Origin of the sequence: Vreelandella boliviensis LC1, assembly GCF_000236035.1 — a bacterium.
In the GTDB taxonomy this organism is placed as follows: Bacteria; Pseudomonadota; Gammaproteobacteria; order Pseudomonadales; family Halomonadaceae; genus Vreelandella; species Vreelandella boliviensis.
On the sequence record NZ_JH393258.1, the window covers coordinates 846376 to 868713 of the forward strand.

At 52.1% G+C, this 22338-nt stretch carries 21 protein-coding genes; 11 read left to right on the plus strand and 10 right to left on the minus strand.

Features of this window, described 5'->3' with window-relative positions; translation table 11 throughout:
* Positions 1 to 24: 24 nt before the first annotated feature.
* Positions 25 to 981 carry an arsenic resistance protein gene (locus tag KUC_RS13085; protein ID WP_007113685.1) on the plus strand — a complete coding sequence of 319 codons (957 nt, stop codon included), beginning with the start codon at positions 25 to 27 and terminating at the stop codon, positions 979 to 981.
* A 28-nt stretch (positions 982 to 1009) separates the two neighbouring features.
* Here the strand turns inward: KUC_RS13085 and cfa (KUC_RS13090) are convergent, their stop codons facing one another.
* Positions 1010 to 2170: a cyclopropane fatty acyl phospholipid synthase gene (cfa, locus tag KUC_RS13090; RefSeq protein WP_007113686.1), complete on the minus strand. Its 1161-nt coding sequence runs from the start codon at positions 2168 to 2170 to the stop codon at positions 1010 to 1012.
* Between the two features lie 612 nt (positions 2171 to 2782).
* Here cfa (KUC_RS13090) and cfa (KUC_RS13095) point away from each other — a divergent pair.
* From cfa (KUC_RS13095) to KUC_RS13115, 5 genes are all read left to right on the plus strand, one after another.
* Positions 2783 to 3925, plus strand: a complete 1143-nt coding sequence (gene cfa / locus KUC_RS13095; RefSeq protein ID WP_007113688.1) for a cyclopropane fatty acyl phospholipid synthase — start codon at positions 2783 to 2785, stop codon at positions 3923 to 3925.
* A gap of 65 nt (positions 3926 to 3990) precedes the next feature.
* Positions 3991 to 5214 (plus strand): methionine adenosyltransferase, encoded by a 1224-nt coding sequence (metK, locus tag KUC_RS13100; RefSeq protein ID WP_040480859.1) that lies wholly within the window; start codon positions 3991 to 3993, stop codon positions 5212 to 5214.
* 99 nt (positions 5215 to 5313) lie between these two features.
* Positions 5314 to 5781: an S-ribosylhomocysteine lyase gene (locus tag KUC_RS13105; RefSeq protein ID WP_007113690.1), complete on the plus strand. Its 468-nt coding sequence runs from the start codon at positions 5314 to 5316 to the stop codon at positions 5779 to 5781.
* Positions 5782 to 6130: 349 nt separating this feature from the next.
* Positions 6131 to 6364, plus strand: a complete 234-nt coding sequence (locus KUC_RS13110; RefSeq protein ID WP_007113691.1) for a hypothetical protein — start codon at positions 6131 to 6133, stop codon at positions 6362 to 6364.
* Between the two features lie 61 nt (positions 6365 to 6425).
* A complete protein-coding gene (locus KUC_RS13115) occupies positions 6426 to 8519 on the plus strand; it encodes a HelD family protein (RefSeq protein WP_007113692.1) in 2094 nt (697 codons plus the stop codon).
* A 106-nt stretch (positions 8520 to 8625) separates the two neighbouring features.
* Here the strand turns inward: KUC_RS13115 and KUC_RS13120 are convergent, their stop codons facing one another.
* Both KUC_RS13120 and KUC_RS13125 read right to left on the minus strand, forming a co-directional pair.
* Positions 8626 to 9483, minus strand: a complete 858-nt coding sequence (locus tag KUC_RS13120) for a universal stress protein (RefSeq protein ID WP_007113693.1) — start codon at positions 9481 to 9483, stop codon at positions 8626 to 8628.
* Between the two features lie 20 nt (positions 9484 to 9503).
* Positions 9504 to 10994, minus strand: coding sequence for a SulP family inorganic anion transporter (locus KUC_RS13125; protein WP_007113694.1), 1491 nt, complete (start codon positions 10992 to 10994; stop codon positions 9504 to 9506).
* A gap of 600 nt (positions 10995 to 11594) precedes the next feature.
* Between KUC_RS13125 and KUC_RS13130 the strand changes: the two genes are divergently transcribed.
* Entirely contained in the window at positions 11595 to 12608 is a 1014-nt protein-coding gene (locus KUC_RS13130) for an isocitrate dehydrogenase (RefSeq protein ID WP_040481086.1), read from the plus strand.
* Positions 12609 to 12667: 59 nt separating this feature from the next.
* On the opposite strand, the gene KUC_RS13135 is transcribed toward KUC_RS13130, so the two are convergent.
* Positions 12668 to 14872 (minus strand): heavy metal translocating P-type ATPase, encoded by a 2205-nt coding sequence (locus KUC_RS13135; RefSeq protein WP_040480861.1) that lies wholly within the window; start codon positions 14870 to 14872, stop codon positions 12668 to 12670.
* A 68-nt stretch (positions 14873 to 14940) separates the two neighbouring features.
* Between KUC_RS13135 and KUC_RS13140 the strand changes: the two genes are divergently transcribed.
* Complete coding sequence (locus tag KUC_RS13140) at positions 14941 to 15420, plus strand: MerR family transcriptional regulator (RefSeq protein ID WP_007113698.1); 480 nt, start codon at positions 14941 to 14943, stop codon at positions 15418 to 15420.
* Positions 15421 to 15436: 16 nt separating this feature from the next.
* Here KUC_RS13140 and KUC_RS13145 read toward each other — a convergent pair whose 3' ends face one another.
* Complete coding sequence (locus KUC_RS13145) at positions 15437 to 16213, minus strand: ZIP family metal transporter (protein WP_040481088.1); 777 nt, start codon at positions 16211 to 16213, stop codon at positions 15437 to 15439.
* A 173-nt stretch (positions 16214 to 16386) separates the two neighbouring features.
* Here KUC_RS13145 and KUC_RS13150 point away from each other — a divergent pair, with 173 nt between their 5' ends.
* The 3 genes from KUC_RS13150 to KUC_RS13160 all read left to right on the plus strand — a co-directional run bounded on the left by KUC_RS13150 (position 16387) and on the right by KUC_RS13160 (position 18867).
* Entirely contained in the window at positions 16387 to 16956 is a 570-nt protein-coding gene (locus KUC_RS13150) for a sigma-70 family RNA polymerase sigma factor (protein ID WP_007113700.1), read from the plus strand.
* A gap of 22 nt (positions 16957 to 16978) precedes the next feature.
* Complete coding sequence (locus tag KUC_RS13155; RefSeq protein ID WP_255157775.1) at positions 16979 to 17176, plus strand: zf-HC2 domain-containing protein; 198 nt, start codon at positions 16979 to 16981, stop codon at positions 17174 to 17176.
* 422 nt (positions 17177 to 17598) lie between these two features.
* Positions 17599 to 18867, plus strand: a complete 1269-nt coding sequence (locus KUC_RS13160) for a methyl-accepting chemotaxis protein (RefSeq protein WP_007113701.1) — start codon at positions 17599 to 17601, stop codon at positions 18865 to 18867.
* Between the two features lie 56 nt (positions 18868 to 18923).
* On the opposite strand, the gene KUC_RS13165 is transcribed toward KUC_RS13160, so the two are convergent.
* From KUC_RS13165 to KUC_RS20065, 5 genes are all read right to left on the minus strand, one after another.
* The gene (locus KUC_RS13165; protein WP_007113702.1) at positions 18924 to 19574 is read right to left on the minus strand and encodes a peroxiredoxin; all 651 of its coding nucleotides are present in this window, start codon (positions 19572 to 19574) and stop codon (positions 18924 to 18926) included.
* A gap of 238 nt (positions 19575 to 19812) precedes the next feature.
* Positions 19813 to 20280 (minus strand): S-ribosylhomocysteine lyase, encoded by a 468-nt coding sequence (locus tag KUC_RS13170; RefSeq protein ID WP_007113703.1) that lies wholly within the window; start codon positions 20278 to 20280, stop codon positions 19813 to 19815.
* Between the two features lie 17 nt (positions 20281 to 20297).
* Positions 20298 to 20645 (minus strand): putative quinol monooxygenase, encoded by a 348-nt coding sequence (locus tag KUC_RS13175; protein ID WP_040480866.1) that lies wholly within the window; start codon positions 20643 to 20645, stop codon positions 20298 to 20300.
* Between the two features lie 61 nt (positions 20646 to 20706).
* Positions 20707 to 21384 (minus strand): haloacid dehalogenase type II, encoded by a 678-nt coding sequence (locus KUC_RS13180; RefSeq protein ID WP_007113705.1) that lies wholly within the window; start codon positions 21382 to 21384, stop codon positions 20707 to 20709.
* A gap of 189 nt (positions 21385 to 21573) precedes the next feature.
* Positions 21574 to 22338: aminotransferase class III-fold pyridoxal phosphate-dependent enzyme (locus KUC_RS20065; RefSeq protein WP_244264797.1), on the minus strand; the 765-nt coding region annotated here is incomplete at its 5' end.

A 22338-nucleotide genomic window follows, 5' to 3' on the forward strand; every position in this document is an offset into this window, starting at 1 on the left:
CAGTCAGCCAAAGGATGTGCCCGCATGCGCGATCAAATGGAAAAACATCAGTCTTGGCTCTACCTGATTTTCATTGGCTTAGGACTAGCGTTAGGCATCGGAGCACCGCAATTCGCTGAGCCGCTAGAACAGTTATTATGGCCTTTGTTAGGGTTACTGCTTTACGCCACCTTTACGCAAATCCCTTTGCTGCACATTGCCCGTAGCTTTGCGGACACACGCTTTATGGCAGCGCTGATAGTCGGTAACTTTATCGCTATTCCAGCTTTTTTAGCGCTTTTGGTTCTTTGGCTGCCGCTTTCCCCCGCAGTATTGGTTGGCGTTTTACTGGTACTGCTGGTGCCCTGTACCGACTGGTTTATCACCTTCACGCACTTAGGCAAAGGGGATACTGCCCGTGCAGTCGCTGCCACCCCATTACTGCTGCTGGTTCAGATGGTCGCGTTACCGATTTATCTGTGGCTGTTTTTAGGCAGTGAGTGGTTTCAACTGACACTTTCGACCGAGCTGCTTAGCGCTTTTGCAGGACTTATCCTTACGCCCTTAGCGCTAGCCTGGTTAACCGAATACGCCGCCCAACGACATAAAGCAGTTGAACGTAGCGTGCATAACCTGGGGTTACTGCCGGTACCTCTATTGGCGTTAGTGGTTTTCGTCATCGCTGCTTCGCAAATTAATACGGTGTTGGGACTTAGCCAGGTATTGGTTCAGGTGGTATTTATCTTTATCGGCTTTTTACTCTTTGCGGCACTGTTGGGGAAGGGGCTTGGCACGCTGTTTAGACTGCCAACCGCTAGCGCCAGAACCCTGGCCTTTAGCTTTGGTACGCGTAACTCTTTTGTGATGCTGCCTATCGCCCTGACGCTACCTAGCGCCTGGCAAGCAGCGGTCGTGGTGATTGTGTTTCAATCACTGGTAGAGCTATTTGGTATGGTGGCGTTCTTACGCTGGGTGCCTAATAAATTACTGCCGGAACCCTAGTTTGAAAAATCTTATGGGTAGAGAGCAATTAGCTAACACGGGAGTATCCTCCCAGCACACCCTGCTTACTCATCACCAACTGCCAAAGATGAATTTCCCTGGCCCGGAAAGCCCCTGCGCAAATAAGCAAGTAGTAGCGCCACATGCGATAAAAACGCTCGCCATACTGGGCTTTAAATGATGGCCAGTGCCTCTCAAAGTTATGGTGCCACGCCATCAGGGTGCGGTCGTAATCGGCCCCAAAGTTATGCACATCCTCCACCACAAACAGGGCTTCAGCGGCATCCGTGATTTGCCCCAAGGTGGGGAGTTCGCCATTGGGGAAAATATACTTATCAATCCATGGGTCAGTCACTGTGTTGCTTAAGTTTTTGCCGATGGTATGCAACAAGAAGAGGCCGTCATCTTTTAAGCAGCGGTTAGCAACGTTCATATACTCGCGGTAGTTTTTATGACCCACGTGCTCAAACATGCCGATGCTGACGATGCGGTCAAACTGCTCGCTTTCATTACGGTAATCCTGCAAGCGAAACTCTACCGGCAACCCTTTTTTGATCAGTCGCTGCCCGAACTCCGCTTGCTCTTTGGAGATAGTCAGGCCCACGCATTCGACGCCGTAATGCTCAGCAGCGTAGGCCATAAAACTGCCCCAGCCGCAGCCAATATCGAGTATTCGCATGCCTGGCTTTAGTTGCAATTTACGGCAGGCTAGGTCGAGTTTGGCTTCCTGGGCCTCGTCCAAGGTTTGAGCATGCTTCCAATAACCGCAGGTGTAGGTCATGCGCTGATCAAGCATGGCAGCATAGAAGTCATTACCAAGATCGTAATGCTTTTCGCCCACCTCCCAGGCGCGCTTAGCTGTTTGACGATTCAGCAGGCGCGACCGCAGCGAGTGATAAACCAACTGGGTAGGCTTGATGCGCTGCCCGAGTTGAGCACGCATTAACCGGTAAAATAGGTCGTCTAGTTGCTCCGCGTCCCACTCCCCCTTCATATAGCTTTCGCCAAGCCCAAGATTGCCTCGAGAAAGGACGCTATCGATAACGCCGGGCGCTTTCAACTGCATATCCCAAGGGCGATTGCCATCGAACTGAATATCAGCTTGGGCCAACAAATCGGCAACAAAACGGTGAGAAGTCGAGGCTCCATCGAAGCCAACAGGCGATTTTTCCAACATGGGCATATTCACAGCAGGCACCTCGCGCTATTCCAGTGAGTGAATAGGACACAACCTGTCTACCAGCATAGAAGCGCATTGCAGCATTAGCATTATTCGATGGAGACGATTTACGCGCTGCAAGCTTTAAGCGACATCTTTTACCGCAACGCTAAAGCTGCCTAGCATGATGGTTTCCCTTAACTGGCTACCCGGTAAGTTACTGACAGCACATACATAGTTAACTACTATGGCGTCCATACGTAAGTGGCTCCAGGGTGCCAACAGATCTTTAATCTGCTAACATTATTTTCGCGGTTCCTGGCTAACCGGCTTCTTTAGTGAAGATTTTTCGCTGTCGATTGAACATCAACAGGACCATAAAATATGCCCCACCCACTCCCAGGGTTGACGACTCCACCCTAGCTCTTTGCCTGACATTTATGCACACCGCTTGATTGTTTCTCATACCTAAACATATGAAAAACAATCAGTTATTTATTGGCTCATGCAATAAGTGCTGGCAACGATGACAACTGACCCTCCCTAAGCTTTGTTTGACTGCCCAGACTAAAAGTGCTTACCCCTTGATTGGTAAGTTTTTTTTAATCTTCAAACAAGGCTATCGAATTGCAAAACTTACCCATGCCCCATACGGCATTCTTCGACGAAACCTCCTCCTCCCAGCGATTTGTGGCCAGCCTGCTTGAAAAAGCAGATGTTCAGATCAATGGTGACCGTCCCTGGGATATGCAACTAAATGCCCATGGGGTGATAGAAGACGCCTTAGCAAGAGGCAATCTCGGCCTCGGCGAGCGTTATATGGACGGTGATTGGGACGCTGAACAGCTTGATAAGTTTTTTTTCAAACTGATGCATGCACGGCTGCCAGATCAGGTCAATCACAGCAAATTGGTGTTTCACCACCTAAAAACACGCTTAGTTAACTTACAAACCGCTAAACGTGCGTTTCAAGTAGGTGAAGCGCATTACGACCTTGGCAACGAGTTTTACGCTGCCATGCTCGATAAGCGCATGACCTATACCTGCGGCTACTGGAAAGATGCCAAGACACTCGACGAAGCCCAGGAAGCAAAGCTTGATCTGATTTGCCGCAAGCTCGAGCTAAAACCCGGTATGCGCGTGCTGGATATTGGCTGTGGCTGGGGAAGCTTTATGGCCTATGCCGCCGAACATTACGGCGTTGAGTGCGTGGGCCTGACGATTTCAAAAGAGCAAGCTGAATACGGCAAACAGCTAATGCAGAGCGAACTACCGGTTGAGTTCCGGTTAAAAGATTACCGCGATGAGACCGAGCAGTTTGATCGCATTGTGAGCGTCGGCATGTTCGAGCATGTTGGTCGCAAGAACTACCGCGAGTACATGAGCGTGGCTAACCGCTGTTTAAAAGATGACGGTCTCTTCTTGCTGCATACCATTGGCAAAAATGTGCGCAACACCTCCCCCGACCCATGGATCGATAAATATATCTTCCCCAACGGCGAACTACCCGCCCTGAGCCAAGTGACTAACGCAGCGGAATCGCTGTTTGTGGTGGAGGATGTTCACAACTTCGGGGCGGATTACGATCGCACGCTGATGGCTTGGCACGATAACTTTGAAGCCAATTGGCCCCAGTTTAAAGACCAGTTCAGCGAACGCTTTTACCGTATGTGGCGTTACTACCTATTGAGCTGTGCCGGTGCTTTCCGCGCCCGTGATATTCAACTTTGGCAGTTTGTACTCAGTAAAAAAGGTGTAATCGGCGGCTACGACCGCGTTAGCTAAGTCGTTATTGATGCTTGCGCTTAAAAATTTCGTCACAACTCATCTTTCGATCATTGGACTACTTAATGCAAAACACCTTCACCCTGTTTACATCCGAATCCGTCTCAGAAGGACACCCCGACAAGATTGCAGACCAAATATCCGATGCTGTTTTAGATGCTATCATCGCCCGTGATAAGCAGGCGCGAGTGGCTTGCGAAACCATGGTTAAAACCGGTGTGGCTATTATCGCGGGCGAAATCACTACCTCCGCATGGGTAGATTTGGAAACGCTGGTTCGCGAAGTCATTACCAATATTGGCTATAACTCTTCAGACGTTGGCTTTGATGGTGCCACCTGTGGTGTGGTGAATCTAATCGGCAAACAGAGCGTTGATATTGCCCAGGGCGTTGATCGCTCCAAACCCGAAGACCAAGGTGCGGGTGACCAAGGCTTAATGTTTGGTTATGCCACCAACGAAACCGAATCGTTTATGCCTGCGCCGATCCACTATTCACATCGCTTAGTCGAGCGTCAGGCAGAGCTCAGACAGCACGGCTTATTACCGTGGCTACGCCCCGATGCCAAAAGCCAAGTGACTTTCCGCTACAACGCAGAAGGTATGCCCTGCGGAGTCGATGCCGTCGTGCTATCCACACAGCACGACCCTAGCATTGACCAGGAGGAGCTGCGCAGCATTATTAAGCACGAAGTGATTGAGCAAGTCATCCCCGCCGAGTGGCTAGATGAGCACACCCAGTACCATATTAACCCAACGGGTAAATTCGTGATTGGCGGTCCGGTAGGCGATTGTGGCCTAACTGGCCGAAAAATCATCGTTGATACCTACGGCGGTATGGCGCGTCACGGGGGCGGTGCATTCTCAGGAAAAGACCCCTCAAAAGTTGACCGCAGTGCTGCCTATGCGGGCCGCTATGTCGCCAAAAATATTGTCGCTGCAGGGCTAGCCGATAAGTGTGAAATACAAATTTCGTACGCTATCGGTGTCGCAGAACCGACGTCTGTGGCCATTGATACCTTTGGTACCGGCACCATCGACGATGCCAAGATTGTGAGCCTTGTTCGAAAGCATTTTGACCTAAGGCCATTTGCCATTACCACTATGCTCGATTTGCTACACCCCATGTATCAGCTCACCGCCGCCTACGGTCACTTTGGGCGCGAGCCGTTTGAACATAGCTACCACTGGGTCGACGATAAAGGCCAAGCGCAGGTAGAAACGTTCACCGCCTTTCCCTGGGAAAAAATAGATAAAGCCGATGCACTGCGCCAAGCGGCACTGCTTTAACGAAAATTCACCATGTAAATGTGCCGTAGGCTGAGCTTTATTCATCAATGCGCCGATAAGCCACAGCCTACGCACCTATTAGCCACAGGATATCCACAGATGACCGAACAGAAAATGAATGTCGAGAGCTTCAACCTGGATCACACCAAGGTGAAAGCCCCTTATGTGCGACTAGCCGATATTAAAGAAGGTCAGAACGGCGACCGTATTCATAAATATGACTTACGCATTTGCCAACCTAACCAAGCCCACATGGAAATGCCGGCGCTGCACTCACTCGAACACCTGATGGCTGAACTTTCGCGTAATCATACCGATAAGGTCGTGGATATCAGCCCGATGGGATGCCAAACCGGTTTCTATATCGCGATGATTAATCACGATGACTACGACGATGTGCTCTCCATTATCGAGCGAACGCTGAAAGATGTTTTAGAAGCCACCGAAGTACCCGCTTGCAACGAAATGCAGTGCGGCTGGGCTGCCAGCCATAGTTTAAAAGGCGCGCAAGCGCTTGCTAGTGATTTGCTTGAAAAGCGCAATGAATGGACACAGGTCTTCGCCTAACACGCGGCTGCATTTAGCGTTACAAGATAGATCCGTTTATGAATCACTAATGCGGGGCCAAGCGCTTGGCGAATTCACATCATAGCGCTTGGCCGACTCTTGCGGTAAAAACCCCCTACGGAACACCAAACCTGACTAGCGGTCAATCGTGGTAAGATTCCGCTTCAACCTACCCCAGATACCTTTGCTTAAGGTCGCTGGTAACTGCATGAGGCAACTCAATGATACGGTTACACAACGGCTTCTGCCCTCCCCCACCCTAGCGCTACTCCATCCAGACGACGCTATGCATTCATTGCGTTTTATAACGCAATGACTTTGCCGAAACTGACCTGTGAGTGGAGTGACCATGCAATTACAAAACGCCTTTATCCCCAACATCGACGAATTAACCACATCCACTGAGTGGACTAGCGTGCACAGTTATTTACCCACCAACGCCAAAGCACCCCTGCTTGTGGTTTATCGCGATATCCATGGAGCTGGTGTGACATCGGCTATTTTAGAGCGCGGGCGGTTTTTGAGCGTTACCAACCGCGCCTTGGTGCGCGGCGTGCAGGCTTGGCGTTACATGGATGAATAAGCTTTTCTAACGGCCTTTTTAGTCCGATACAACATCACTATTTTCTTACTTAACAGGCACCATGGATACTAAAACTGAGACCTCCCAACGCGACGCTGAACACCGCCAATTAATGCACACCCTTGATCGCATTGACCTTAATATAGAGGAAATCAATCAGCGCTTAGCGGCTTATGCAGAGGATATACAGGCCCAGAAAGAGTATTTATGGACAAGCCGGGATGAGATGGATCACATCGAGAAAATCTCCGCCCGCGAGTCAATTGAGCAGGCAGTGATGACCGGCGATAGTGCCCTGGCACGCCGCCATAAACTCGAAAAACTCAGACATTCCCCCTACTTTGGGCGTTTCGATTTTGCTCAGCAGGGCTCTCCTGAAGCATCCCCATTACCTATTTATATCGGCATCCACCACTTTTATGACGACTTGGCCGGTCAAAGCCGCGTATACGACTGGCGGGCGCCCATTGCATCACTGTTTTACGATTATGAAACCGGGCCCGCCAGCTATCAGAGCCCGAAGGGGGAGATTAGCGGCCACATCACCCTTAAGCGTCAGTTCAGAATAAAAAAAGCCAGCATCGAGCTGATGATCGATAGCGATGTTCACGTGGTCGACGACGTGCTCCAGGACACGTTGAGTCAAGCTTCTGACGACACGATGAAGAACATCGTCGCTACCATTCAGCGTGACCAAAATGCGATTATCCGTAACGACGAAGCCCATACACTCATTATTCAAGGTGTAGCAGGCTCTGGAAAAACCTCGATTGCGCTACACCGGATTGCTTTCCTGCTATATCGATTTAAAGACACGCTCACCTCAGAAGATATTTTGATTATCTCGCCCAACCAAGTATTTTCCGACTACATCGCCAATGTGCTACCCGAACTGGGGGAAGAAACGGTTAATCAGGTGGGTATGGAAACCCTGGCCGATGAGCTTCTCAGCAGTCAGTACCGTTTTGAGACATTCTTTGAGCAAACCACGGCACTACTGGAAAAGAATGACGAGGCAATGAAAGCACGCCTGCATTTCAAAGCCTCACCTGAATTCCTTAAAGAGCTCGATCGTTATGCAGCCGAAGTTGAGGCAAAGCGTTTCACGGCTGAAGATATTTGGATTGCCCGGCGCTTAGTGCCTGGCTGGTTACTGGAGGAGGTGTTTAAAAAACATCGCAACTTACCCACCAATGAACGCCTAGGGCAGGTGAGCTGGGAAATAGAGCGTAAAATTGGCAATCAATATAACTATGATTTAGAGCCCGACGAGCGCAAAACGCTAAAAGCCACCATTAAAGGCATGCTAAAACAGAAAACTCTGCGCGAGACCTACAAGGAGTTTTACACTTGGCTGGGTAAACCCGAACTGTTCAAAACGGCCTCGCGGGGTCGGCTTGAGTATGCCGATGTATTCCCCCTGATCTACCTAAAGATGCGCTTAGAGGGCGTTCACTCCCGCTGGCGGAATGCCAAGCATCTGTTAATCGATGAAATGCAGGACTATCCCCCCGTGCAGTACGCGGTGATTGGTCAGCTGTTTCGTTGCAAAAAAACCGTGCTAGGCGATAGCTATCAATCGGTTAACCCCTATAGCGCCTCGAAAGCCGAGCAGATACGCCAAGTGCTGCGACAATCGATGTACGTGTCGCTGAATAAAAGCTACCGCTCCAGTATAGAGATTTCTCGCTTCGCCCAGCATATCGCCTATAACCCCGATCTAGAGCCGATAGAACGTCATGGCAAACCGCCTGCTATTCACCGCTGCTCATCGCGTAAGCAATCGCAAACTGCCATTCAGCAACTAGTCCATGAGTTTACAGCCTCAACGCATAACACCTTAGGTATTGTATGCAAAACCCAAAAGCAGGCCAGTCTCGTTTTTAAAGCGTTAGAAGGACAATTCGATAAGCTACAGTTACTCACTGAGCAAAGCACTGCTTTTGGGCAAGGCGTTATTATCTGTACTGCCCATATGGCGAAGGGCTTGGAATTTGACCGTGTGATTGTGCCCGAGGTAACGGCCACCCATTACGCAACGGATATGGAGCGCAACTTACTCTACGTGGCCTGCACACGAGCAATGCACCAACTTGACCTGACTTACCATGATCAGCCCTCGCATTTTATTGAACACCTAACTCAAGCGGCTTAATTTTCTAATCCCATCAAAAAAGCCGGCACACTCAACAAGTGAGGGCCGGCTGCGAAGGTAATACGCAATGCGAGCTAAACGGTTATGCGCTGCGGCTTATTAAGCCTTAGCGCAAAATCAGTACCGGTATGCGGCTACCACGTAGCATGGCCGTTGTTGTGCTACCTACTAGCAGGTGGCGAATACGCGAGTGCCCATAGGCGCCCATCACCAGCAGGTCAATGCTGTGCTCTTTTTCGTAGGCTTGTAAGGCTTCGTCTACCTCGCCAGCACGAATAGCGCCTTCAGCTTGATGGCCTGCTTCACGCAACGTGCTTAGCGCCCAATCAAGCTCAGAGCGGCGTTCAGCCGTTTCCGCACCGACGATCAGTACGTGGCACTCGGTGCCTGCGAATAGCGGTGAACGAGCCAGCATCTCAACGCCTTTACGGGCGGTTTTGCTACCGTCAAAGGCCATCAGGATCTTTTCAGGTCGCTTGAAGGTTTTCGGCACCATCAGGATCGGGCGGTGCAGTTCACGCACCACCCGTTCAAGGTTAGAGCCAAGATGACCACTGGCTTGGTGTGCAGTTTCACCACGTTTACCCACCACCAGCAAACGCACCTCTTTTTCAAGCTCTAACAGGCTCTCTACCAGGGTGCCATTGCGCTGCCGAGTAACGGGGTCGCTGACCCCATCCTTAATTGCCCGCTCTTTGGCGGCTTCCAGCATCAGCTTGCCCTGCTCGCGATTCACCTTAGCACGCTGTTCATCGAGTTCTGAGAGCTCTTTCATCAGCCGTTCGCGGGCACCAAAACGCAGGTTGCCAGAAAGATTCTGCTCTTCGGGTACTTCCGAGTGATTGTCGACCACATGCACAAATGTTAACGGTGCATCCATGGCCAAACTTGCCCAGGCGGCGTAATCACAAACGCCTTCGGAAAACTGGGAGCCGTCAATGGCGGCTAATACCTGTTCTGACATATCGCTCTCCTTGTCTTGAATTAGTGGCCGCCCATTAACTTTTCAACCGCTTCGGGGTCATTGTGAACCGCGTAGCGATCCACCACCGTAGCGCTGGCTTCGCTCAAGCCCACCATCTCTACCTCGGTACCTTCACGGCGGAATTTAATCACCACACGATCCAGCGCCTGCACGGCGGTAATATCCCAGAAGTGCGCCCGGGAGAGGTTGATGGTGACTTTATCGATACTCTCCTTAAAGTCAAAGGCAGCGATAAAGCGCTCAGAGGAGGCAAAAAATACTTGGCCCACAACATCGTATTCACGCTCTTTCCCCGGCACGATTTCTTTAGAGCCGATATACATAATGTTGCCGACTTTGTTGGCAAAAAACATTGCCGCCAATAACACACCAACGAACACACCAATCGCCAAGTTATGGGTACCTACCGTTACGATAACGGTGGCCACCATGACAAAATTAGTGCTCATGGGGTGCTTTTTCAGATCCCGAATCGATTCCCAGCTAAAGGTACCGATCGCGACCATAATCATTACCGCTACTAGTGCTGCCATGGGAATCTGGGATACCCAATCGGCCAGGAAAACCACCATCAATAACAGCGAAATACCGGCAATTAAGGTCGAAGTACGACGACGACCACCTGATTTGATGTTGATCACCGACTGACCAATCATGGCGCAGCCCGCCATACCACCAATTAAACCTGAACCGATGTTGGCAATACCCTGGCCTTTACACTCGCGGTTTTTATCGCTCTTGGTGTCGGTTAAATCATCAATGATCGTTGCTGTCATCATCGACTCAAGCAGACCTACTACGGTTAGCATCAGCGCCGTCGGTAGAATGATCATCAAGGTTTCGAGATTTAGCGGCACATCGGGCCACAAAAACATCGGTAGGCTATCCGGCAACTCACCCATGTCGCCAACGCTGCGAATCTCCATACCGGTCATCATGTACACGACGGTAAGAACAACAATACATACCAGCGGCGAAGGAATGGCTTTACCGACTACCGGCACATAAGGGAAGCCGTAAATGATGGCTAAGCCAGCAAGGGTCATGGCATAAACATGCCAGGTAACGCCGGTTAACTCTGGCAACTGGGCCATAAAGATTAGAATAGCCAAAGCGTTGACAAAGCCAGTGACCACCGAGCGCGATACAAAGCGCATCAACTCAGCAAGTTTTAGATAACCTGCAACAATCTGCAGCACACCGGTTAAGATCGTGGTGGCCAGCAGGTATTCCAAACCGTGCTCTTTGACCAGGGTGATCATCAGTAGCGCCATAGCGCCTGTAGCCGCTGACACCATGCCGGAACGGCCGCCGGTAAAGGCGATGATGACACAGATAGCAAAGGAGGCGTAAAGGCCGACCTTGGGGTCAACGCCTGCGATGATCGAGAACGCAATGGCCTCGGGTATAAGCGCTAGCGCCACGACAATCCCCGCAAGGGTGTCGCCCTTGAGGTTGGAGAGCCAAGATTGTTTAAACTTTTCGTACATGCGAGGGGTCCACGGTTTTGGGTTAGTAACAGGCCAAAAGCAGTCAAGCAGCGCAGCCAACAATGGGAAGCACCGCCAACATATTGGCACGCTGGGATGATCAACTTTTTATTTTAAATAGTGGTGAGCTAGCGTTAGGTACCGCTAAATTCAGATACTGGAAACTTGAGCACTGAAAAGTTAGGCACTATAAACAAGTACCAGAAAGCGATGACAGTACAGTTAATGCGCTATCAGCACCTTAAAAAGGGGGGCTTGGAAGGCTAGGGTGGAGTCATCAACCCAGAAAAATGCTGTGTAAATATAGTCATTGGCAAGATTCTTTCCTGTTACAAAAGAGTGTTGCGAACAGAGCATTGTGGAAAGCACGGTGCGACAAAGTGGCATATCCTATCAGCAATCGTGTTGCATTGCACCTAACGTCTAACGCAACCGAATAAGTTCCCGCGCTTAGAAAATAATCCCCCCTACTTAAGGCAGAGTGACCTTAGGCCCGCTTTTGACGTACCATTGCGCCGTTAAACGAGACATTGATTGCCAACTATTCACGTTGAAGCTAAAGAAACGCCCGCCGATAAGCAGATTAAAGAGGAGCAGTACATGAGCCAATCTATTGCAGTCATTAAGGGCGACGGCATCGGCCCCGAGATTATGGACGCCACGCTGCGAGTACTCGACGCGCTAGATTGCGGCTTAACCTACCAGCATATTGACGCTGGCTTAGGCGCGCTTGAAAAGCATGGCACGCTGATTCCCCAGGAGTCGCTAGATGCCATCGAGAAATACGGCATTGCGCTGAAAGGCCCGCTGACCACGCCGATTGGTAAGGGTTTCTCTTCGATTAATGTTCAGTTGCGCCGTCACTTTGATCTTTACGCCAATGTGCGCCCAGCGATTAGCTTCCCCGGCACCCGCTCGCGTTATGACGACATTGATATGATTACCGTGCGCGAAAACACCGAAGGTGCGTATCTCTCCGACGGTCAGGAGATGATCGACGACGGTGATACCGGCATTTCAGTTATCAAAGTCACCCGCAAAGGCTCAGAGCGTATTGTGCGCTACGCCTTTGAGCTGGCCAAAAGCAACGGCCGTAAGAAAGTTACCGCAGTACATAAAGCTAATATCATCAAAACCAGCTCTGGCCTCTTCTTGGATGTGGCGCGCGAAATCGCCAAAGAGTACCCCGAGATTGAATTCCAGGAGATGATTGTCGATAACGCCTGCATGCAGCTGGTGATGAATCCGCACCAGTTTGATGTGGTGGTCACCACCAACCTGTTTGGCGACATTCTCTCTGACCTGTGTGCCGGGCTTGTCGGCGGCTTGGGCTTGGCGCCAGGCGCGAACATCGGCGAAAAAGCGGCGATCTTTGAGGCTGTGCATGGCTCGGCACCGGATATCGAAGGCAAAAACATCGCTAACCCCTGCGCACTGCTGCTTGCCGCTGCCCAGATGCTCGATCACCTGGGCATGGCGGAGAAAGGCACCGCTATCCGCCAGGGTATTCGTACCGTGCTGGAAACCCGCCGCGACATGGTCACCCCCGATATGGGCGGCACCGGCTCTACCGACTCCTTCGCCCAGGCGCTGGTGGAATACGTTCAGGGCTAAGGCGTACAGAGCAACTAGTCCGCCCCTTTCTAGCCGATCGCTTTCTAGCCGATCATTTTCTAACCAATGTCATTAAAGCGGTAGCGCAACAGATACAACGCATTGAGGGTGACCAACACGGTCGCCCCAGTGTCGGCCATCACCGCGACCCACATCCCGGTATATCCCAGCACTGTCGAGACCAAAAACAGCGCTTTAAATCCCAGCGCTAGCGCTACGTTGGTTTTGACGTTGCGCATGGTGGCCCGGGAGAGCGCGATCATTTCGGCTATCCCGCCTACCCGGTTTTTAAGCAGCGCGGCATCAGCAGTTTCAAGCGCCACATCCGTACCGCTGCCCATGGCTATGCCTACCTCTGCCGCCGCAAGCGCCGGCGCATCGTTAATACCATCGCCTACTTTGCCCACTGGCCCCAGCCCTTGTGCTTGCCATTGGCGCACGCGCTGAGCTTTATCTTCGGGCATCAGCTCGCCTTCCGCCTCAATGCCTAATTGCTCACCTATAGCGGCTACGGTACGGGCATTGTCTCCGCTAAGCATAACGGCTTGAACACCCAAACGCGCTAACGCTTGAAGGCCCTTTTGAGCATCTTCACGAGGCTCATCACGCAGGGCGATTAACCCGATAGGCTGGTCGTTTTCTAACAATAATGCGAGGCTTTTGCCCTGCTGCTCCAATGCCTCAATACGCACATCCCAATCGTTTGCTGAACTATTGGAGCGTTGCAAATAGCGTGGGCTAACGAGCATCAGCTCACGCCCTTCCACCTGCCCGGCTACGCCCTGCCCCGCTAACGCCCGTCCACCGCGTACGGCGGGCAACGTCACCCCAGTCTGTTGGGTTCCCTCAGGGTAAAATCCTTCATTATGAAAGTAATCACTAATCGCCATGGCAAGGGGGTGGCTTGAACCCTGCTCCAGGGCGGCGGCAAGGCGCACTATTTCACCGGCACTGATGCCATTGAAGCTCTCTACATCCGTTACCGTGGGCTTGCCTGCAGTCAGCGTGCCGGTTTTATCCAGCGCGACCCGCTTGAGCTTGCCTAGCTGCTCTAGTACCGCGCCACCTTTCATTAACAGGCCGTTGCGAGCACCCACCGATAACCCAGCCGCAATCGCCGCAGGCGTTGAGATTACCAGCGCACAGGGGCAAGCAATGAGCAGTAGCGCTAAGGCTCGGTAGATGGATTCTGACCACAGCATCGACGACACCAGCGGCGGCACGATAGCGACCAGCAGTGCCACCCCGACGACCGCAGGCATATAGTAAAACGCAAAACGGTCAATAAAACGCGCCACCGGCGCTTTCGCCGCCTGGGCCTCTTCCACTAGTTTAATCACCCGTGCAATAGTGTTGTTTTCAGCGCTGCGGGTTACCTCAACCTCAAGCACGCCATCCAGATTAACGGTGCCTGCAAACACCGTCTCGCCTTCGCCACGCTCCCGTGGCACCGACTCGCCGTTAACGGGCGATTCATCGATTGAGGAGTGACCGGCAATAATTTGCCCATCGCAGGGTAGCCGGTCGCCGGGGCGAACCTGCACCCGTTGCCCCGGCTGAAGCGAGGCGGCGGCAATCTCGCGCACTTCACCCCGCTCCAGCAACCGCGCGGTGGAGGGCGTCAGCCTGGAAAGTGCCGAGATACTGCGCCGGGCCTGAGCGGCGGCGACACCTTCTAGTAGCTCCCCCACCGCAAATAAAAACACCACCACCGCCGCTTCGGCGGCTGCGTTTATCGCTAGCGCCCCTAGGGCTGCGATGCTCATCAACATTTCAATGGTGAAGGGGTTGCCCACCTTAAGCGCCTGCCAAGCACGGTGAATAACCGGCACAAGCCCAACGACCGTCGCGGCGATAAATGGCCAACTGCCCAAGGCGGGCCAGGCGAACTTAAGCCCCCAGGCAAGCGCCAGCAACGCACCGCTGACAATCACCAAACGTCCTTTCGGCGATTGCCACCAAGAGGTCATTTTTTTCGATTCAGCCGTGTCCACCGATTCATCAATCACCTGGTAGCCCAAGGCCTTGAGCGTCGACTTAATTTGGGAATGTGACAGCGCTTTCCCTGGTAGCGCGGTTAATCGAACCGAGCCGGTGACAGAGCTCGCGGAGACTTCTTCAACATGGCTTAAGCGCGTTAGCGCCGCTTCTACTTTACGTTCGCAGCCGCTGCAGTCCATGCCCTGCACGCGCAGGGTGACAGGTGTGGTCGACGCTTGCGGTCTACTGGCTTGCGTGGTCTTAGATGATCTGGTGTCACTCATCGCTCTTCACTCCAAGTTCGTCTATCTTAGGAGCAGCGTAATACCTGTAGTCACTAGAGGTTCAAGCAATGAAAGATCAAACCACTGAGCTATCCACTACTGAGCGCTATATCGGCATTGGTGAACTGGCACGCGAGTCCGGCTGCAAGCCCGAAACGGTGCGCTATTACGAACACATTGGGCTACTGCCTTCAGCGCCTCGCAATGAAGGCAACCAGCGGCGCTACACCACAGCCGCTATCCGCCGATTGACGTTTATTCGCCATGCGAGAGACTTTGGTTTTTCGGTGGAGGCGGTACGGGAGCTTTTACAAATGGCGGATTACCCGACCATGCCCTGCGAAGAGGTAGACACGCTAGCAAAGCGTCACCTAGCAGAGGTCGAGGCACGACTCGCGCGACTCACTGCGGTGCGCGATGAGCTAAAACGCATGATCAACCAGTGCGCGGGGGGCAGTGTTGGCCAGTGCCATATCATTGACGTGCTCAGCGACCACCGGCTGTGCCATCAAGTGGAGCCTCACGGTGGCGCGGATGTCATCGGCTAGGGATGGGTTAAAGTGGCTAACCCAGCCACACATCTAAAAACAGCATAATCACCAGCCCCATCGCCAAACCGAAGGTGGCTTTTTTCTGGTGCCCACAGCGATGGGTTTCGGGAATGATTTCGTGGCTGATGACATACAACATGGCACCGGCGGCAAACGCCAAGCCCCAGGGCAGCAGTATTTGCGAAACACTGACAATACTGGCACCAAATAGCCCGCCGATAGGCTCTATTAGGCCGGTTAGTGCAGCAATCGACCAGGAACGCCACTTTGAGTAGCCCTCGCCCATCAAGGCTACCGCCACGGCCAGCCCTTCCGGCATGTTCTGTAGGCCAATACCGATAGCCAGCGGCATGCCGCCCTCTAAGCCATTCGCCCCAAAGCCGACGCCCACCGCCATGCCTTCCGGCAGGTTGTGAATGGTAATCGCAAATACAAACAGCCATACCCGACGCAATGATGCGGCCTCTGGGCCCTCGCGGCCCTGGGCAAAATGCTCATGGGGAAGGTGCTCGTTAAGCAGCGCAATCGCGCCCATGCCTAACAAAATAGCCGCACAGACGATTGCAGCGGGCACGGGGCCACCGGCGTAGTAGATTTCTGCAGCGTCCAAGGCGGGGATAATCAGTGAGAAAAATGACGCCGCCAGCATTACCCCCGCCGCAAACCCTAGCGCTAAATCGCGAAAGCCACGGCTAGGCGTTTTGCCTAGCAGCACCGGTAGTGCGCCCACCGCCGTCAACAGTCCGGCAATTAAGCTGCCCAAAAACCCCAGTAACAATGTATTTTCCATGGACAGCATAAACTCAATTGGCAAACAGAAAGGCATCAAAGAGAACGCCACGTTGTTGTCTAACGTGACCTCAACACGTACTTTAACGCACTAACACCTAATGAATAAATAATGATGGTCTTCATCAGCACGATGTCAGTGCGCGCCCTGGGGACATCAATAAAGGGATACTCGTGCCTCTTTCCGCTACCTTAGCCGCCGCCCACTTTACCCAGCTACGACCTCGCTTAGTGGCCTTTGCGCGCCTGCAATTACGTGATGCCACCGCCGCTGAAGATGCTGTACAGGAAACCTTGCTCACCGCCTTTGAGAAAAGCGCCACCTTTGAAGGGCGCTCAGAGTTCGAGACGTGGGTATTTGGCATTTTAAAATACAAAATTTTGGATCAACTGCGCCAACAGCGCCGTCAAGGGACTTGGCAACCGTTAGGCCAGGACTTAGATGACGATACCCTTGACCGCCTATTCCAGCAGGATGGTCACTGGCAGAGCGCTGCCCGCCCTAGTCATTGGGGGGAGCCGGAACAGATATTGGAAAACCAGCGCTTTTGGCAGGTATTTGATGCCTGCCTGATCTCCTTACCGGAGAGCATTGCACGCGTATTCACCCTGCGTGAGCTCATGGGGCTTTCCACTACAGATATCTGTAAGGAAATCGGCATTACTGAAACCAACTGCTGGGTCATCTTACACCGTGCACGTTTACGGCTAAGAGAGTGCTTGGATCATGGTTGGTTAAATTAGCTGAAAGGAGCCTGATATGCTTATGTGCCGCGAAGCTACGGGGTTGATGTCATTAAAACAGGACAAAACATTAACATTGCGTGAAAAGATGGCTCTTCGTATTCATCTGTCGATGTGCCGAGCTTGTCGTCACTGCGCCCGCCAATTCGACCTGTTGCATCAAGCTGGCAAACATCATCCGGCCTCCCAGCATGATTCTCGCCAAGCGTTAGACGATTAGCCTCTTCAACTAGGCACTGCAAACCACCTCACTCCCCTCTTACGCTTCCCATCAGCAGAATGTTTCGTGCGTCCAATAAAAAAATTATACAAAATCTATACATTAGAGTGCTTTTGCTTAGGATTTTCTCTACAATTAAAATTATACACATACTGTACAAGAAGTTAAAAGAAACGGTTGGCCTCCACTGCTTTTTCCAAATTGCTCGAACAAGCAGCTTTTCAGGTGACATCAGCTAACGCTATTTATCATGAACAGTCTGGCTAGATGCCCTGATTATTAGCCGAAACTAATGGTAAAAAACACCTAAAAGCCCACAATTGCAACATTTTGTGTCATACAGATACAAAATGATGCTTACAAACCGGGACTGCTCTAACCTTGTACAAATGATTCGAATAGCCTCTTTGACAGGATTAGCAATGTTCACGCGCCTCGCTCCTAATGGTTTACACAGTGCACTGTACCAACATACCGCTTGTATCTCTTTTACACCTGAAGGGGTTATCAAGAAGGCAAGTGAGCAATTCCTAACCACCGTCGGTTACACCCTTGACCAAGTGAAGGGGCAGCACCACCGGGTTTTCTGCTTTCCTGAAGAGAGCAGTAGTCTTGAGTACCGTACTTTTTGGGAAACGCTGGCAGCGGGGCATAGCCAGCAAGGGCGCTTTCGGCGTTCGAATGCCCAAGGCGAGGAAATTTGGTTAGAAGCTACCTACTTACCGATCTGTAACCGGCGGGGTAAGGTCGTCGAGGTAGTCAAAATTGCCAATGACATTACTGCCGCGCACCAAGAGGCAGAGCGCAAAAACGCCGTCTTGGAAGCGCTAAATAGCTCTATGGCAGTGATTGAATTTACGCCCAGCGGTGAAATTCTCAATTCCAACAAAAACTTTGAGCAGGCGATGGGCTATCGAAATGATGAATTAGTTGGCGCGCACCATCGGATGTTTTGTCCTGCCGATTTTTCTCAAACCAACCCACGCTTCTGGGAGCGGCTTGGTCAGGGCGAATTCATGCAAGGGAAGTTTGAGCGTTTGGATTCTCGCGGCGCCAGCGTATGGCTAGAAGCGACTTACAACCCGATTCAAGATAGCCATGGAAACGTAGTAAAAGTGGTCAAGTTTGCCACCGATATCACCCGTTCCGTTGAGGCAGCTGAATCCGCCACGCGCGCCGTCACTGCCGCCCAGAGCACTTCATCTCAGACAGAGCAGATCGCCCAAAACGGCCTTAGCCACTTACAGCGAGTAGTACGTGATTCTGAACAGGCAGCGCTAACATTGGCAGAAGCACAACAACTAATCTCCGCTCTTAATAAACAGGCCCAAAGCATTAATAGCATTACCGAGTCGATTGCCCGTATTGCCAATCAAACCAACCTGCTCTCGCTTAATGCCGCTGTGGAAGCCGCTCGAGCGGGCGAACAGGGACGCGGGTTTGCAGTGGTGGCTAACGAAGTGCGCCGCTTGGCTAAAGGCTCTAGCGAAGCGGTGGAGGATATTACCCGGGTGCTAAAAGAGAACAGCGCATTAGTAGAGCGCACCACTCACGCGATGCAGCAGGTAGTCGAGCAGGGGAAATCGAGCCAAACCAGTGTGAGCGAAATTGAGATTATCGTGAATGAGATACTCACCGGGGCGCGGAGTGTCTCAACGTCTATTGAGCAGCTTGCGCTTGAGTCCGCTTGATGCCCATGCAAAAGCCAGCGCATAGGCGCTGGCTTTGCGCTTTTTACACTACTCTATTAACGCAGTGGCGTCTTACGCAGGTAAGGCAGAACCGTTTCATATTCGCCATACTTCTGCTTGGCATCCGCGTCAGAAACGCTAGGCGGAATAATCACGTCCTGACCTATCGTCCAATCGGCCGGAGTAGCAACACCGTGTTTCGACGTGGTTTGCAGGGCATCCAGGGCGCGTAGGATTTCCGCGAAGTTGCGTCCTACGGTCATTGGATAAGTCATGGAAAGCTTCAACTGCTTATCCGGCCCGATAATAAACACCGAGCGCACCGTTGCGCTGTCTGCGGGCGTACGACCATCGGGCAGGTAGGCATCTTCTGGCAGCATGTCATAGAGCTTTGACACCGTTAGCCCTTCATCGGCGATGATCGGAAAGTCGACCTCGCTGCCGCTGACGGTTTGGATGTCATTGCCCCAGCGTTTGTGATCTTCAACGCCATCCACGGATACACCAATCACTTTGGTACCACGTTTCTTCCACTCTGCACTCAGCTGAGCGACGGCACCAAATTCCGTCGTGCAAACCGGGGTAAAGTCTTTAGGATGCGAAAACAGGATTGCCCAGCTGTCGCCAATCCAGTCATGAAAACGAATCGACCCTTGGCTAGTCTCCGCTTCGAAATCGGGCACGACTGCATTAATACGTAATGACATGCTTTCCTCCTTAATGGGCGCTAGACGCCCTAATAGCTTATTTGACTTTCAACACCTTCACTATAGGTTATTTAGCGCTAAGACAGCGAGTTACAAGACAACGTTCATATTCACTTTCATTGTCAATACATAACCCTGGAATAGTGCTGATAATGACTTCTCCCTTTATCACCTAGTCAAGAAGACGCCTCCACAAGGGAGGCGGCTGTATAACTACCTGCGTACTGTCACCTAACGCTTAAGCAAACACTTCAGTCCACTCGCTGCGCTTGGCCAGTAGGTTGCGGGCCAGCTCCTGGGCGCCTTCCAGGCTGTGGCTGGCGGCCCAACCGCACTGCATCTCATTGCAGGCAGGTACTTCAGTGGCTTCTAGCACATCATTCAAGGTTTGTTCGATGATGGTGATCACGCCGTCGTAGTCGTCGTGGTTGATCATCGCGATGTAGAAGCCGGTTTGGCAGCCCATGGGGCTTATATCAACCACTTTATCGGTGTGATTACGCGACAGCTCAGCCATTAAGTGCTCAAGGGAGTGCAGCGCGGGCATATCCATATGCGCTTTGTTAGGCTGGCAGATACGCAGGTCGTATTTATGGATACGATCGCCGTTCTGGCCTTCTTTGATATCGGCTAACCGTACGTACGGGGCTTTTACCTTGGTGTGATCCAGGTTAAAGCTCTCAACGTTCATCTTTTTATCGGTCATGTTAGCTCCTTTTTAGCTTATACCTTGGGCGCGTCAAAATTCCATGGCTCATCGGTGTAAACGCACACATTGGCGTCTTCGATATCGCCATCCGGTGCTTCAACGTGTTTGGCAAAGAAGTCTTGAATCTCTTTGCGCTGGCAGTGAGCTTCAAACTCTTCACGGCTGGCCCAGATTTCATGAAAAACAATCGGGTAACTGGTGCCTTGGGCAAAAGGGTTTTCTATTTGCCGGGTCACGGTGTAGTGAATGCACGCGTCTTCACGGTGGGTATTCGGCTCTAACGACTGAAGTGCTTTGAATACCGCTTCTTCTTTGCCCGGTTTGGGTTTAAAACCGGCAACACAGTAAATTTTTTCTGACATGGTCATCTCCTAAGTCGTTAAGCGTGCGTCATTATGCGGCTTGTCGACGTAGGTTAACAACCTAGCGGATTATGCGTTCTGCCAATGCTTCTAGATCGGTCACCGTCATATCCGGCTCGACACCCCAAGGGTCGAAAGGTGCGTCAGAGCTGCGCCGTATCCAGGCACTGCGTAACCCTGCATGGGTGGCACCAATTACATCAAAGGGATTACTGGAAACCAGCCATGTGTGCTCGGGGCGCGTCTCTAAGCGGCTACGCAGATGAGCGTACACCGCAGGGTCTGGTTTAAAGCGTTTTACCTCATCAGCGCTGATTACATCGTCCATATGGCTCTCAACGCCTGCCCGAGTTAGTAACTTGGACACGGCATCGGCGGTGCCGTTCGAAAATGCCACGCAGCGTATACCCGCATCGCGAAGCTGATCGAGCGCAGGCACTACATCGTCAAAAGCAGGTAGCTCACCATAAATCGCCATCAGGTGGTCGTGGTCGTTATCCGAAAGCCCGGTTTGCAGAGCGCGGTCAACAAACACCAGCGCTTCGCGGGTACACTCCGAAAACGGTACGTAAGCCCCCATCAGGCCGTGGCGAAAGCTGTACTCGAGCTGTTTATCGCGCCAGCGACGAGCAAACTCGCCTGCTTTGGAAGCATCAGTTAACCGTCCCTCCAGCTCAACCGTAACGCCTTGGGTATCAATCAGGGTACCGTATACATCGAAAGCTAATACCGGTTGCATCGTTGGCTACTCCTTAACTTTCAATTGCTTAAATTAATTGTGGTCTGTGTTCAGCCCAAGCACCTTGACCAAGCACCTAGACCAAGTACTTAGACCAAGTACTTAGACCCTGCACTAAGTATAGTAGATACCCTCAATAACAAAACGCCGCTGCATAGGCAGCGGCGTTCAGAAGGTTACAACATACTATCAGACCGTAAACGCAGCCTCTTTCTTACCGCTTTTCAGGTCACCAGAGCGCGTAAGCTCATCGGTAACCCGGTCGATGGCGCGCTTGGCGCGGCCAATCATTTCATCCACTTCACCACGATTAATAGTCAGCGGCGGCGCAAAGCCAAGAATATCGCCTTGGGGCATGGCGCGAGCAATCAGGTTCTCTTCCATGGCGGCAGCGGCCACGCGGGGGCCGACTTTGAGTGCCGGATCAAAATGCAGGCGCTGCTGGGCGTCCGGCGAGAACTCTAGTGCCGCCATTAAGCCAACGCCGCGCACGTCGCCCAACAGCGGGTGACCGTCAAAATTAGCCTTTAGCTGCTGCTGGAAATAACCGCCAGTTTCGGCGGCATTACCCACCAGATTTTCACGTTCGATGATATCCAGGTTGGCAAGCCCTGCCGCACAGCCCAGCGCGTGGCCAGAGTATGTCCAGCCATGGCCGATGGGGCCGTATTCACCAGTGCCCTGCTCAAGCACCTGCCATACTTTCTCCCCCACAATCACGCCAGACAGCGGCTGGTAGGCGCTGGTGAGGCCTTTAGCGATGGTGACCAAATCAGGCTTCATGTTGTAGTGATGGCTGCCGAAATCGGAGCCGGTGCGGCCAAAGCCACACACTACTTCATCGGCAATCAGCAGCACGTCGTACTTCGCTAGCACGCTTTGAATGGCATCCCAGTAGCCTTCCGGCGGCGGTACGATACCGCCAGTACCCAATACCGGCTCCCCCGCAAAAAC